Source organism: Prevotella sp. P5-126 (assembly GCF_002251185.1).
Lineage (GTDB): Bacteria > Bacteroidota > Bacteroidia > Bacteroidales > Bacteroidaceae > Prevotella.
The window spans coordinates 34,949-49,789 of record NZ_NPIZ01000053.1 but is presented as its reverse complement, the minus strand read 5'-3'; the positions used below and the strand labels follow the sequence as shown (position 1 = coordinate 49,789).

General features: G+C 45.6%; 8 protein-coding genes and 1 pseudogene. 1 reads left to right on the top strand and 8 read right to left on the bottom strand.

The window, feature by feature from the left end:
* From sufB to CIK90_RS05120, 8 genes and pseudogenes are all read right to left on the bottom strand, one after another.
* On the bottom strand, positions 1-1,455 hold the full coding sequence (gene sufB, locus CIK90_RS05155; RefSeq protein ID WP_094439911.1) for a Fe-S cluster assembly protein SufB: 1,455 nt from the start codon (positions 1,453-1,455) through the stop codon (positions 1-3).
* Between the two features lie 81 nt (positions 1,456-1,536).
* Positions 1,537-4,248: an AraC family transcriptional regulator gene (locus CIK90_RS05150; protein ID WP_094464513.1), complete on the bottom strand. Its 2,712-nt coding sequence runs from the start codon at positions 4,246-4,248 to the stop codon at positions 1,537-1,539.
* A gap of 279 nt (positions 4,249-4,527) precedes the next feature.
* A pseudogene (locus CIK90_RS05145) lies at positions 4,528-6,402 on the bottom strand (OPT family oligopeptide transporter); the annotation flags it as partial.
* Between the two features lie 16 nt (positions 6,403-6,418).
* Positions 6,419-7,576, bottom strand: a complete 1,158-nt coding sequence (locus tag CIK90_RS05140) for a MalY/PatB family protein (RefSeq protein WP_094447190.1) — start codon at positions 7,574-7,576, stop codon at positions 6,419-6,421.
* 5 nt (positions 7,577-7,581) lie between these two features.
* Positions 7,582-8,430: a DUF3737 family protein gene (locus CIK90_RS05135; protein ID WP_094464511.1), complete on the bottom strand. Its 849-nt coding sequence runs from the start codon at positions 8,428-8,430 to the stop codon at positions 7,582-7,584.
* Between the two features lie 156 nt (positions 8,431-8,586).
* The gene (locus tag CIK90_RS05130; RefSeq protein WP_094464510.1) at positions 8,587-10,026 is read right to left on the bottom strand and encodes a tetratricopeptide repeat protein; all 1,440 of its coding nucleotides are present in this window, start codon (positions 10,024-10,026) and stop codon (positions 8,587-8,589) included.
* Between the two features lie 18 nt (positions 10,027-10,044).
* The gene (locus CIK90_RS05125) at positions 10,045-10,806 is read right to left on the bottom strand and encodes a LytTR family DNA-binding domain-containing protein (protein WP_094464509.1); all 762 of its coding nucleotides are present in this window, start codon (positions 10,804-10,806) and stop codon (positions 10,045-10,047) included.
* An 18-nt stretch (positions 10,807-10,824) separates the two neighbouring features.
* On the bottom strand, positions 10,825-12,855 hold the full coding sequence (locus CIK90_RS05120) for a histidine kinase (protein WP_094464508.1): 2,031 nt from the start codon (positions 12,853-12,855) through the stop codon (positions 10,825-10,827).
* A gap of 1,082 nt (positions 12,856-13,937) precedes the next feature.
* On the opposite strand from CIK90_RS05120, the gene CIK90_RS05115 reads away from it, so the two are divergent.
* On the top strand, positions 13,938-14,840 hold the full coding sequence (locus CIK90_RS05115) for a sugar phosphate isomerase/epimerase family protein (protein WP_094464507.1): 903 nt from the start codon (positions 13,938-13,940) through the stop codon (positions 14,838-14,840).
* Position 14,841 lies beyond the last annotated feature (1 nt).

The following is a 14,841-nucleotide window of genomic DNA, read 5'->3' as shown; positions in this document are numbered from 1 at the left end:
TTATCCCACGGTACCTTCGAGTGATACGCTGAGCAGTTTCTGTGCCTCGACGGCAAACTCCATGGGGAGTTTCTTGATTACTTCTTTGGCATAGCCATTAACGATGAGACCTACGGCTTGTTCGGTGGGTATGCCACGCTGGTTGCAGTAGAAGAGTTGGTCTTCCGATATTTTGCTGGTAGTTGCTTCGTGTTCGAATACTGCGGTGTCATTGTGTACATCCATATAGGGGAAGGTGTGTGCACCACAGTCACTGCCCAGCAGTAGAGAATCGCAACTGGAGTAGTTGCGTGCATTGTCGGCTGTGCTGGTAGCACGTACCAGTCCGCGGTATGAGTTTTGGGAGTGGCCAGCAGATATTCCTTTCGATATGATGGTACTTTTGGTGTTTTTGCCCATGTGTATCATCTTTGTGCCAGTGTCTGCTTCTTGATAATTGTTGGTAACAGCTACACTATAGAACTCTGCTGTCGAGTTGTCACCACGGAGTATGCAGGAGGGATATTTCCAAGTGATAGCACTTCCGGTTTCTACCTGTGTCCACGAAAGTTTAGAACCTTCACCTCTGAGATCACCGCGCTTGGTGACAAGGTTGAGCACACCACCTTTACCATTCTCATCACCGGGATACCAGTTTTGTACGGTAGAGTATTTTACTTCGGCTCTATCATTGACAATGATCTCTACGATGGCGGCATGTAATTGGTTTTCGTCGCGCATAGGGGCTGTGCATCCTTCGAGATAGGATACGTAGGCATCGTCGTCGGCAATAATCAATGTGCGTTCAAACTGTCCTGTGTTACGTGCATTGATGCGGAAATAACTGCTCAATTCCATAGGACAGCGCACACCTTTGGGGATATAGACAAAAGATCCATCGCTGAATACGGCACTATTGAGCGCTGCGAAGAAATTGTCGCGGTATGGTACTACCGTACCGAGGTATTGTCTGACGAGTTCGGAATGTTCCTTAATGGCTTCACCGATGGAGCAGAATATTACACCTTTCTCTGCGAGCTTCTCTTTGAAGGTGGTCTTTACCGATACCGAGTCCATGATGGCATCCACTGCTGTATTGCCACTCAATGCCAGACGTTCTTCAAGGGGAATACCCAGTTTGTCGAAAGTCTTCTCCAGTTCCGGGTCAATCTTTCCGTCACCTTGGGGTTTCTTGGCCAGCGGGTCTGCGTAGTATGATATGGCTTGATAGTCAATAGGTGGCACATGTACATGTCCCCATCGTGGTTCCGTCTGCTGTTGCCAGTAACGGAAAGCTTTGAGACGGAAATCAAGCATCCATTCGGGCTCTCCCTTTTTTTTCGATATGAGCCTGACAATATCCTCATTGAGTCCTTTCTCAATGATTTCAGTATGTACATCAGTAGTGAATCCAAACTCGTATTTCTGTTCAGCTACTTGGCGTACTAATTCGTTGTTGTTTTCTTTCATTTCCATTTGGGGTACAAAGTTACGAATAAGTGAGTGAAGTACAAAAGGAAAACGAGTTTTTCTTTTCGCTTTAGTTCCTTTAGAAAACTATTCTCTGCTTGATGATGCATAGTCGCGTGGTGATAGACCGAAGCGCTTGCGGAAACACTTGCCGAAATAACTACTATCCTTAAAGCCTGAACGATATGCCACTTCGTTGATGCTGAGGTTAGTGTGTTTTAGCAGTTCGGCAGCACGTGATAGTCGGAACTCCTTGATAAGATCGAGTGGTGCAAAGCCTGTGACGTTCTTCACTTTCTTGAAGAATGCCGATCGCGACAGCCCCATTTCAGCAGCCATGGTATCGATGTTGAATTCGCTGTTTTGCAGATTCTCATCGATGATGCGATGCAACTGGTCTATAAACTCCATACCTTTTTGCTCAACATATTGTGAGTAGTCAATCTCTTTGGCTGGTGTATCGGTGGCCATAGTATGTAGCTTTGCCAGTCGTTGACCGATAATCATTTCGTTTCTCATTCGGTTCATTTGCAGTCCTGTGCGTACAATGAAGAATGTGATGATGCCGATGACAGCCAGATAGATAAGATATGCCCACCATGTGGCCCACCACGGTGGAAGTATGCAGATGTGCAGTTCGTCTCTTGAGCAGAGTGTTGGATTGCTGTCGTCTATTGTTTCAACCACAAAGGTGTAGTTACCTGGTGGTACTTTGGTGTACGATGCTTGTCTGTTTTGTCCGCTGTAGTTCCAGTCGTGGTCGTATCCTTTCAGTCGGTATCTGTATGCCACATTGTTGTTATTGATGAAGTTGAGTGCGGCAAATTCGATGGTGAATGAATTCTGATCGTGTTTCAGTTCTATCTGTTTGAGTTGGTCGATGCCATGTTGGTTTTCTATGCGTTCCAGTTGTTGGGTGATGTTTCTGTTGTTTACGCTCATATTGGTAATGAACGTATGGTAGTTACTGTTTTCGTTGACCAGATGCTTGGGGTCGAAGACGATGATGCCTTGTTTGCATCCTAGCCATATTTCACCATTGTTCATGCGACATGCAGAAGCCTCTTCAAATTTGACATCAGGCAGTCCATCGTATTTGTCGAAGTTACGTATGCGTTCATTTTTCGGATTATAGCAAGCAATAGTGGTTTCTCCTGCAAACCACAGTCTGCCGTTCAAGTCTTCGGTAATGGATACGATGACGTCGTTGCGCAGTCCTTCTCTCATGCCAAGTGTTTTGAAGTCAGGACAGTGTTTGTGTTTGTCGTAGTTGGTTAGTCTGCTCAGTCCACCACCGAAAGCGCCCATCCATATATTATCCCTGTTGTCTTTGAAGATGGTGTAGATGTCGTTGTTTGCAAACGATGATGCACGCTGTTCCTTATAGGTTTCAAATTTGATGTCTTGTGGTTGGCGGAATTTGGTATCTGTACTCATCAGTCCGTCAATCGTTCCAATCCATAGCCGTCCGTGTTGATCCTCGGCCATGTTTCTCACTTCAGTATATAATCCGTAGGACGGGTAGTTGATAAATCCGTTGTGTCTGTTGTAGAAAACCAGTTGCGTGCTGCCGTTTTGTTTCACCAGATTGAGCCCGCCATCGAGAGTTGCTACCCAGATATGTCCTTTTTTATCAGTATAAGTCATATATACCGCATTGCCACTGATGCTTTGTGGATTATTGTCATCGTGTAGGTAGTGGTTCAGTCTGTATCCAGTAGGCTGGCTGTTATCGGGTGTTGCCACGACAAGTCCGTCGCGTTTGGTTGATAGCCAGAGTCTGTGGTGCTTGTCTGCCATGACGTGGTAAATGGCTCCGATACCATGAGTCTTATAGTCGAAGGTATGTATGCGTTGTCCTTGTGGGTTGAGAATGAAAACGTCTCGGCTTCTAGTGCCCACCAATACGTTGCCATTAGGAAGTTGAAAGATGCTTCTTACTCCCGTTTGATCGAAATCAAAGGGGATGAGTTTGAAAATGCTTTTTGGTGAATGTATGCAATAGATGCCGTTCGTTGGAGTTGTTACCCACACAAGGCGGTCGTTGTCTTCGTAGATTTGAACATAGTCGTTGATGCCAGCTTGTGCAACTATCGCCTCCAGCTGTGTGTTTTTCCTCTTTTGCAGATTGTCGTTGTCTGCCATCCGTTGTTGTAGTTGTTCGCCTCTGGGTACAGCAAAGATGCGATAGTCGCGTCCCACCCATACTGAATATCCGTTGTTTTCTTCACAGTAGTCACGGTATAGTTGGTAGGTGAATGGGTTGATTTTCCCTTTTGACGAAAACAGTGTCTTGATGTCAATATGTCCCTTGGGGGTTGTTGTTGCCATCAAGAGGTTCTTGTCTTTTGTAAGTAGCAATACTTGCCCATTATCTGTAGCCTGCAGTTTAATGACCTGCATGTTTTGCGAGAGGTGTTTGAGTTCCTCGCCTAAGGCATGAAACCGTCCTGTGCGTCGGTAGAATACATACACTTTCCAATCCACGGTCTTTAGCCAAAGATTACCTTGTTGGTCTTCTGCCATGCTTTCTATCTTGCGTGGTGGTATGTCAGAGTCCGGGCGTGTACTTTTCTTCATTGTCTCGAAGTGGCTTCCGTCAAAACGACATAGTCCATACCATGTGCCAAACCACAGAAAGCCATCGCGGTCTTTCATCGCACAATACACATTATTGCTTGGAAGTCCGTTGCTGGTTGTATAGTGGTCCGTTACAAGTAACGATGCTGTTTGCCCCCATACTGTTAATGCGGGTATGATGGTCAGTAGCAGTACCAGACAGTTTTTAAATTTCGTCATGGTGACAAAATTACAAAGATTTTTTGAAAATCAATGATATTCCTGATAAAAATATGTGCATTGGTACTCATGTAATAAGACATTTCTCACAATCGCTATCTTGTGTGGTGTTGTTATTTGTTGTTATCAAATATAAAGATATAGGTGCATCGTGATAGAGATAACGGGAACGAATATTACAATACGCTTACTTCTATTTCGGCAAAGAATGAAAATAAGAACGGGTGTGATAAATCATTCTTTTCCTCCACACCCGTTCTCTGTATTCCTGTCACATGATTATTTTCTTGTGGCGCGAATGAAATAGGTAATCAGTAGAATATATGCAACGAGCGAGAGGAGTTCGCTCAATGGGTTTGCCCACCATGCTGTATAGTCAAACTGCACACCACCGAAGCGCAACAGTGCACTGATGACTCCCATTAATGCACCACCAGCAATGAATCCTGAAGCGATGAGGTTGCCCTTTTCGCCACGTTCTTTATTTTCTTCTGCATTCTTAGAACGTGATGTTACAAACCAATTGACAGCACCGCCAATCAGCAGTGGCACGTTGAGCTGTATGGGGATAAACATGCCCAATGCGAAAGCCAGTGCAGGAACTTTACACCAAGTGAGGATAATAGCCAGTATGGCACCGATGGCATAGAGAACCCAAGGCGCTCCTGTGCCTGTCATCAGCGGATCGATGACAGCAGCCATAGCATTTGCCTGAGGTGCAGCGAGTGCTCCTGATGCAAAACCGTATGTCTCGTTGAGTAGCATCATGACACCACCTACAGTTGCAGCACTTATCAGTGTACCGAGGAATTTCCACGTTTCCTGTTTACGAGGTTGTGTACCTGTCCAGTGTCCAATCTTCAGGTCGGTGATAAACGAACCTGCCATAGAGAGAGCTGTGCATACCACTCCGCCCATGATGAGTGCAGCCACCATACCGCCGGTGCCGCTCAGTCCTACAGCTACCATGACTACCGAAGCAAGTATCAATGTCATCAGTGTCATTCCTGATACAGGATTGCTACCCACAATGGCAATGGCATTAGCAGCTACGGTAGTGAAGAGGAACGCAATGATGGCAGTAAGAAGAATAGCTACTACGGCAAAGAGCAGTTTGCCGCCCATAACACCAAACCAGAAGAAGATGAAGGTGATGAGCAATGTAGCAATGGAAGCGATGGCGATGAAGCGTAAGGACAGATCGGCATCATTTTTTTGTTCTGTTGTTGGTTCGATATCTGTTGTTTTAGCGGTAGGTTTCATGCGTTTCACTGCGCTAATGATGATGTCGCGACTCTTGATAATACCTATGATGCCTGCCATGGCAATGGCACCGATACCTATCGATTTGCCATAGCTGGTGAATATTTCCTCTGGCGACATTGCACCTACTGCTGTAGTAATGGCAGGGTTCCATTGGTTGAGGACCTCGGTAGGGAAGAGTAGTGCCATTCCGGGCACCACCAACCACCATACAAAGAGTGAACCCAGTGTGATGATGAGTGCGTATCGGAAACCGATAATATAGCCCAAACCGAGAACTGCTGCCCCTGTATTGTTTTTGAATACGAGTTTAGCGCGGTCTGCCAAATCGCTACCGAATGGTATCATGCGGCTGGTTACATTCTCGTTCCACCATCCGAAGGTTGCCACGATAAAGTCGTAGAGACCTCCAATCAGTCCGGCCAACAGCAATGGGCGAGCCTGTGATCCACCTTTCTCTCCACTCTTTAAAACCTGTGTAGTAGCAGTAGCTTCAGGGAAAGGAAACTGTTCGGCAGGAGCTTCTACAAAGTATTTGCGGAAAGGAATAAGGAAAAGGATGCCGAGCACACCGCCCAATAGCGATGCAATGAAGATTTTCAGGAAGTCGGCTTCCATTCCAGGATACTTGGCCTGCAGGATATAGATGGCAGGCAAGGTGAAGATGGCACCAGCCACAACGGCTCCAGAACAGGCACCAATCGACTGGATAATGACGTTTTCGCGTAGTGCATTGTTGCGCTTGGCTGCTGTTGATACGCCCACGGCAATGATGGCGATGGGGATGGCTGCTTCAAAAACCTGTCCTACTTTCAGACCGAGATAGGCTGCGGCAGCCGAGAATAGTACAGCCATGAGTACACCCCAGGTGACAGACCATACGTTGACTTCGTTTTGTTGTTTCATATTATAATTTTAGTTTGATTCTGTTCATAGCTTCCTCCAAGCGTTTGCGCTGGCAAGCAATATTGACACGGACATAGCCACGACCACTTTCGGCGCCGTACATAGTGCCAGGATTGAGCCATACTTGAGCTTCGTCGAGCAGTCGTTGGCAGAGTGCATCAGTCTCCTCGCCACCAGCCGATACGTCAATCCATGGTAGATAGGTGCCTTCCAATCGGCATACTTTCCATTGCGGGATGTTGTTTCCCACAAACTGACAGAGCCATTGGTAGTTGCCCCAGAGGTATTCGTTGAGTTGGTCTATCCAGTCTTCGCAGTCGTTGTAGGCTGCCATAAGTGCCACATTGCCGAAGGGATTGATATCGCACACCTCATTGATATTAATAGCTCGGTTCAGTCTGCGTCGCCATTCGGGGTTGGCGCAAATCATGTTGGCAGTCTGTAGTCCGGCAATATTAAATGATTTGGATGGTGAATTCAGTATCACGCTGTTTTGCCGACAACTCTCGCTCACGGCAGCAAAAGGTTGGAATCGGTGTCCAGGCATGACAAGTTCGCAATGTATTTCATCGCTAATCACCTTCACATCGTGCTTCATGCAGATGGTATTGATATGCTCCAGTTCGTCTATAGTCCACACTCGTCCTGTTGGATTGTGTGGATTGCAGAGCAAAAGCATCGTAGTTTTCTCTTCTGCACAACGTTTTTCCAAGTCCTCCCAGTCTATTACAAACGTATCGTTGTGGCGCAACAACACGCTTTCTGATACCTGACAACCGTTGTTTCGGATTGATGAGAAGAAGCAATTGTAGTCTGGCGATAGCATCACCACTTGTTCGCCAGGCATGGTCAGTGCCTTGATAGCCACCGAAACGGCAGGTACTACACCAGTGGTATATAGAATTTCGTCGCGGTGGATAGTCCATTGGTGGCGTCTTGCAAACCATGAGATGACGGCATTATAGTAGTCATCTTCCACCAGAGTATAGCCGTAGATGCCCTGTTGTGCTCGTTTTACTACTGCTTCGACAATGGCAGGAGCTGCTTCGAAGTCCATATCAGCTACCCACAAGGGTATAACCTTGTCTGATGGAGCCTCGTCCCACTTTACACAGTGGGTGCCCCGGCGTTGTGTTGGTTTGTCAAAATCGTATTTCATAGGCTTTATAGCTTGCGAGTTTCTATTACACAGTTGTTAGGTTGCCGCACATTTTTGTCGATGGTGATGCTACCTATTGAGTCTGCCACGATGTGTCCCGACGTTGGATTTTTTATGTTTTCCACATGTCCGCGGATGTCTGCCTCTACTGTAGAATATTCGAAGATGCGGTCACATTCCGCATCGAAGGTACAGTTTTCGAGTTTGAGGTTATCCACATAGCAGAGCAGTTGTTCGCCTTTGAGGTGGCAGTTGACGAGGCGCACGTTCTTGGAGTGCCATGCCAGATACTCTCCATCGAGCTCAGAGTCATAGACCGTCACGTTCTCACACTCCCAGAATGAGTCTTTCGTGGTGATTTTAGCATGGTGTATTTCCACATTCTCGCAGTATTGGAAGATATATTTCGAGTCGCTCACCAGTCCGTCCACATAGATGTTGCGTGCAAACATAAAGGGGTATGTCCCATCGTGTAGTGTTACGTTTTTCAGTCGTACATCTTCTACGCGCCAAAAAGTTTCGTCGGCATCTGTAATCTCTACGTTTTCCAGCGTCACGTTTTTCATTTCGCGGAAGAATTTCGGACCGTCAATCTTGGTATCTGTCATTGTAAGATTGTCGGTGTACCAGATGGCAGAACGTGATCCTGGTGCAAAATAGCAATGGTCAATTTGTGCACCATCAACGTGCCACCAAGGATATTTTCCATAGAAGTGACATCCTGTTGCAGCGATATTGCTACATTGCTTGATACCACTCTCACCATCTATGATGGTCACGTTATCCAGTTGTAGGTCGTGTGTGGCGAACAATGGGCGTTCACCACTGAATTGTTTGTCTTTTATCAGTTCCATATGTAATCTTGTCGTAGCCCATCAACAGGGCATTTATTTGTTTTATTCCGCAAAATTACGACTATTTTGTGGAAAATCCCTCTCCCTTTCCACTAATTTTTCTTTCTGTTAGGTATAATCGGAAATACAGGTAGTTTTTCGGTCTTTGAGGTATCTCTATGTTTCTTCGTTCTGCATCAGAAAGCGGAATACCATATCGTGGCTTTTCTGTTTGAATCGGCTTCTGCGTTTACGCAGTGTAGGTTCTGATGTTTTGGTCATCATGGAGATGGTGGCATTGTTGCATCCGAGGAAGGTGAGGATAGCATATATACATTCGTCTTCGGTCAGTTCGGTGAACAATCTGCGAAGGTTTTGCAATGGTTCAATAAACACCTCCACCACACTATCAAGCAATGGCATGCGTTCTGGGTCTGACAGATATTGATGATCGGTGCGATATTTCAGTTGGTAGAGTCGCATGTATTCGGGTCGCATCTTAAACAAATCGCGTGCCACTGCCAATTGTTGTAAGCAGAGTGTATAGAGTTTTTCGTTGTTGGGCATTGTTTGCCCTACCTTGTTTTGACTTTCTTCCGCAGTCTGTTGTATTGTGTTTCGTTCGCGGTAGATTTGCAGTTTGAGGTTTTCCAAGCGTTTCTGTAAGCGCATGATACGTTTTTTGTTGCGGTGTGATACAAACATGATGGCAGCCCCCATAATCATCAGCACCACAACTACCATTACCATCCATTGCGTGCGTTGCAGTTTCAGTTGTGTGTTGTAGCGTTCTTGCTGATATTGCTCAGTCAAGTCGCGCATATCCTCATCGCGCCTTTGATCCCAATATTTGTCAAGATAGTTATACGATGTATCTGCAGCCACACATGCTGCTTCGTAGTTTCCTATGCTCCGTTCAGCCAAGAAGAGTCGTTGGTATAGTTTCGATCTTCCTTCTAAATCCTCTTTGGGAATATTGGCGATTGCCTTACGGGTGGCATCGATACACAGTGTCCATTGTTTCAAATACTGATAGCAGCGTGACTTATTATAATAATAGTGAAAATCATGGGCATCTATGTTGCGTGCATAACTGTATGACTTGTCGAAATAGGCGAGTGCTTCGTCAAACTTCTCCATGCTGAGTTTCAGTGCACCGAGGTTGTTGTATGCATTGTAAATGCCGTTGGAGTCGTTCATGGCAATGGCTTTGTCGAGTGCCTTATTGAAATAGGAGGTAGCCGAATCGTTCTTGTGTATGAGATAATAGGACGATCCCACTCTTGTGTATAGTTGTAAGTGAAGAGTGTCGTTGCGCATTGCCAGTGCGGTGTTGAGTCCGCGGTGTGCATATTCTATAGCTTTCTTGATGCGATCTTCCTCCCAATATACTTTCGACAGTAGTGCATAGGTGCGTGCCAGTAGCGGTGTAGGCTCGTTTTCGTCTTGCAGTTGCAAACTGCCAAGCAGCATTTCGCCAGCTTCGGTCCATTTGTGATTCTTCTTAATGAGTTGTTCGCTTTGCTGATATAGCATTTGTGCCTTTTCTGCCTTATTGCTACATGCCCCCATGGTGATGATGGCAATGAGCATGATGATGAGTTTCAAATAGTGCATGTGTGATGTGTTTAGTGTTTATAGTGCATAGAAAGCATCCATTAGTGAGCGTTTGTAGTTTCTGCTCACCTTCAGTTCGTCGATGTCTTGCAGTGGCTCTTTGAGAAAACACTGCGACTCCTGTATCATTTTGACGTGTTCTATGTTGACAATATAGCTTTTGTGAATTTGTATGAAATCGGCAGAGTAGTCCAGTATAGTATCGCTATTGCTGCGTGATCGTAGGCAGTAGATGTTGCCATCGCAGCAGATTACTTCCCATTGTTTCCTGTCTGTATTGAAGCGGAAGAAAGCCACCTCAGAAGCCTGCAATACAATATGTTCGCCCGTTGCGTTGATTACGATAATTGATTGACGGCGCTGTGGTGCAACTGTCTGCATGGTTGGTATTTCCGTCAGTTTGTTTTCGTAGTAGCGCATCATCAGCATTGCTACATCTTCTGGTGTGGGTGGTTTGAGCAAATAGTCGAAAGCCTGTAGATGAAGGGCATCTATCATATATTTTTCGTGGGCGGTATAAAACACCACTTTGGTATTTGGTTTTACCTGATGACGTATCTGTTGGCAGAATTCTATACCCGTCATGGATGGCATCTCTACATCGGTGAATATCAAGTCGGGTTGTAGTTCTATCACCTGTCCGACAGCCGTCGGCCCATCGTAGGCAGTACCTACCACTGTTACTGGGTGATTGCTTTCAAGTATTCGTTTCAACACTTCGACAGCCACGACGCTGTCATCAATGATGAATGCTCTGATATGTCGTTCCCTATTAGTCATAAGCTCTTTTATAAAAGGTTATAGTAAGAAGTCGAAACTGTCGGGCACAGTAATCCACGAGCGGCATCCTGTTTCTCCGGCAGGCAGGTCTCGCCTGTTCATTATGCCGAAAGCAATCTTACTGTTGTTGTGGTCGTTGAGCATTTGTATGGTTTGTTGCACCACTTTCATACCGGTGTGCATCTGTTCTGTTGATGTAGGTCCCAGTCCCATGCCGTTGTCGAGCACTTCTATTTCAGTGCTGTCAGTTCCTTTTCTGTGTATTTTGATGAGTAGGTCACGATATTTGCCTTCCACTATTTTCTTGGGTCTCAGTCCGTGTTTGATAGCATTCTCTACATAGATTTGTACCACCATAGCAGGTATAAACACACGGTCTGTGTTCACGTTTTTTTCTTTTTCTATCTTGAAACGGAAGTCAGATTCCATCTGTTGTGACTCGATGCTGACGTAGTATTTGATGAAAGCCAGTTCTTCGCTGAGTGTTGTTTCCAGCATTTCGGTTTGTGCCAGTCCTCTTCTTAGCAGTTGTGTCAGCGATGACAGGTTTACCTTTTTTCCATTCATTTGTGCCAGCATTTCATGGTTGAGTGCGTTGAATATGAAGTGAGGCGATATGCGGTTACGCATGTTTTCCATGCGTAGCCTTACAATCTGTTGCCTTACTTTCAGATTGTGTAGTTGATGTTGTCGGTGTCGCAGATAAACCAATATGCCAAGCACGATGATGATGAGTGTGGCAATGAGGAATAGTCCCCATGCCAGCAGTCCCATGATATATTGTCGGTCAATGATGTGCTGTTGTTCGTCCAGCTTTCTATTGTGTTGGTATTGAAGCAGATTGGCATTCATGCGCATGGTCATGTTTGCCGTTTGTATTGAGTCATTGATGGCATCTTTTTGTTGGTGAACTGCATAAGCTTGGGGCATCATCTTAGCTGTACGATACACCAGTTCTTCGATTTTAAGTCGTTGCGCCACTGCCGCAGGCAGCATGTGCTTGGGTGTTGAGGCTTCAGCCATGCGTTTTAGTGCCCGATCAGTATGTCCTTCTTTAAGGTCGAGCCCAATGCGCGATGTTTCGATATAGTAGCGCACAATATCGAATCCTGCCTGTTGGAAGAATGCGTCAGCCTCGTCGAGTGCCTGTCGGGCTTGTTCGGTTTGTCCCAGCCACACGTAGATTTCGCCCATATTGGCACGTGCAGTGTAGTAGTCCCATGCTTTGGTAGAGTCGCCTTTTACCAGTGTAGCAGCTTTTTTGAAATAGGGTAGAGCTTCGCTGTATCGTTGTTGCAGGTACAGATCATTACCTCTGTTATTGTAGAAGATGAATTGATCTGCTCTCTGCATCTCTGATACGTGTTGTTCGGCGCGTTTCCACCATTTGTTGCTATTCTCATAGTCTGCCATGAAGGTATATACTGTAGCTATGCCCAACTCTACGGCAGTGTTGGCATTGGGGTTATTCATCGTGTCTGATAGTGCAAGTGCCTGCATATAGGCGTCGGCGCTATAGTCGAGTTTTCCCAATTGTCGGTAGTAATCGGCTTGGTTGGTTAGTGCAGACAGCATCAGTTGAGGGCGTGCGTTGATTTTTTTGAGTTGTTCTATGGCCTTGTTGTTATAGACCAGTCCAGAATCAGGTCGCCCCATGATGGCAGTATGCCACACCCCTTTAGCCAACAGCCATTCGGCTTGCAGCAGATTGAAGTCGCTGCCTCCACGTCCGGGCTTGCGAGCTTTGTGGTTACAACTGCTGATATACTGTTGTATGCGGTTCATGGTAACCTTCATGGAGTCAGTCTGCATGCGGGTGTAGTATAGTTTATTGCGCATAGAGAGCCAGAGGTAGTAGGCGTCGCTGTCTTTTGCTGCCATCAACTGTTGGTTGATGCATCGCGAGGCGTATGCCGTACGTCCCATACCTATCGAGTCTTCCACGTTTGTGCGCAGTGTTTCTTGTCGCTTTTCTTCTTGCACAACGTCGCATCCCGTCATCATGGCGAGTGCAAGCAAGCCCCCTGTCACTGTTTTTAGTTTCCACATAGTTATTGCCAGGTTATGTTTATGTAACCGCAAAAGTAGGCATTTTTTCTGAAAAAACCATCATCTTTCTCGTATTTTTGTGTGCTATCACTTGATATTACAAGTTTGTTTCCATTCTTTCTACCTTTTGTCAGACACGGTGTCGCCGACGACAAATGATAATACCACAATCGATAAGTACTCATAGAACACGAAGGTAAGACCTACACCCGATTGAAAACATTCAAACGTATTGGCTAATCGCTCCCTATTGCATAGGAGTGAAACTATATTGCGATAGGCAGTGGGTATGTATGGTGTAGTGCCATTGACTCATTGTATGTGGCATGCAGTTGTTTTGATTTTTTTAAAATAATCGAGCACCGAACACCCCGTTGCTCATTAGAGTACTGCTGCTAATGTCTTTTTTATATTGATGTGCAACCCATTATTCGATGTTTTTTTGTATATTTTTATTGTGGTTGTGAGAGTTATGAACAATTTTATCATAAGGGTGTTGCACGTTTGATAAAAGTATTATCCAACGTTTGATAAAGGTATTATCCAACGTTTGATAAAGGTATTATCCAACGTTTGATAAAAGTGTTATCCAACGTTTGATAAAGGTGTTATCCAACGTTTGATAAAGGTGTTATCCAACGTTTGATAAAGGTGTTTTCAACGTTTGATAAAAGTATTGTCTAATGTTCGACAAAGGTATTTTCCAATGTTGCCAAAGGTGTTTTCAAACGTTTGGCAAAAGTGTTGGCAATGTCGAAATGAAAACAAAGTGATTGTTGGTCAGTGGTCGAACGGTGGTCGAATGGTGGTCGAATTTCCCGATTTTTAGGAATCGACCACCCGGTGTAAGTGCCTGTAAGCGTGCGTTATATTGTAGAATGGTGGCCGAGTGGTCGAAAATTTTAAAGGCACGCGTGCGTGCGCATGTGTGCGCGTACATTATATTTTAATATAGAGATAAGCTAAATAAGAAAACTGTGAAGCAAAAACAAAGAAATTTAATTTTTTTTAGTGTTTATGATGACAAACCGTGCAATGGTGCGTCATTATACTGAAATACTATATAGTTTGTACAACCTAAAATGAAATTTAAAGCAACCACCTTACACATGATGATATGTGTAGCCTTCATGATAATGACAAATGTCACAACGGCATTTGCACAGAAATATCGTGTGGCTGCATGCGACTGGATGATGCTGAAACGACAAAAGTTAGGAGAGTTTCAGCTTGCTAAAACCATTGGCGCTGATGGTATCGAGATGGATATGGGGCCATTAGGCAAACGACCGCAATTTGACAACAAACTCCGTGATCGTCATTTCCAGCAACTCTTCCGTCATACAGCCGATTCACTTGGTATCGAAGTGCCATCGGTAGCCATGTCTGGATTCTTTGCACAGAGTCTGATAACGCGCGACAACTGGCGCGACCTCGTAGCAGACTGTCTGAAAACCATGGACGTGATGGGTGCCAAGGTGGCATTCCTGCCATTGGGAGGCAGTGGCCGCGAGTGGCAGACGATGACAGGCGAACCCTATAACACACTTGTTGCACGTCTGCACGAAGCCGGAGAGATGGCACGCCGCGAAGGCAAAACTATCGCGCTGCGCACAGGAATGGATGCCCGCCATACCAAACGGATGCTTGCCGATGTTGATAGCAAGGGCGTGAAAGCCTACTTCAATCTTCAAGATGCCGTTGACCAAGGGCTCGACCCATCGACAGAATTGCGCATACTGGGCCGACGCCGCATCGCCCAGATCCATGCCTCGCTGACCGACAGCGTCACCCTCGACCGCGATACGCGAATCGATATGCCCGCAGTGAAACGCACCCTCGACCGCATGGGGTGGAGCGGATGGCTCGTAGTGGAGCGCAGTCGCGATGTAAGTCGTGTCAGAGACGTGAAGTATAACTTCTCCACCAATGTGGCATACCTCAAGAGACTGTTTCAAGAAAAAGAGACAATAAATAAAAACTAAT

Coding starts and splice junctions, on each gene's coding strand:
- sufB (WP_094439911.1), bottom strand. CDS start 1,455: ATGGAAATGAAAGAAAACAACAACGAATTAGTACGCCAAGTAGCTGAA.
- CIK90_RS05150 (WP_094464513.1), bottom strand. CDS start 4,248: ATGACGAAATTTAAAAACTGTCTGGTACTGCTACTGACCATCATACCC.
- CIK90_RS05140 (WP_094447190.1), bottom strand. CDS start 7,576: ATGAAATACGATTTTGACAAACCAACACAACGCCGGGGCACCCACTGT.
- CIK90_RS05135 (WP_094464511.1), bottom strand. CDS start 8,430: ATGGAACTGATAAAAGACAAACAATTCAGTGGTGAACGCCCATTGTTC.
- CIK90_RS05130 (WP_094464510.1), bottom strand. CDS start 10,026: ATGCACTATTTGAAACTCATCATCATGCTCATTGCCATCATCACCATG.
- CIK90_RS05125 (WP_094464509.1), bottom strand. CDS start 10,806: ATGACTAATAGGGAACGACATATCAGAGCATTCATCATTGATGACAGC.
- CIK90_RS05120 (WP_094464508.1), bottom strand. CDS start 12,855: ATGTGGAAACTAAAAACAGTGACAGGGGGCTTGCTTGCACTCGCCATG.
- CIK90_RS05115 (WP_094464507.1), top strand. CDS start 13,938: ATGAAATTTAAAGCAACCACCTTACACATGATGATATGTGTAGCCTTC.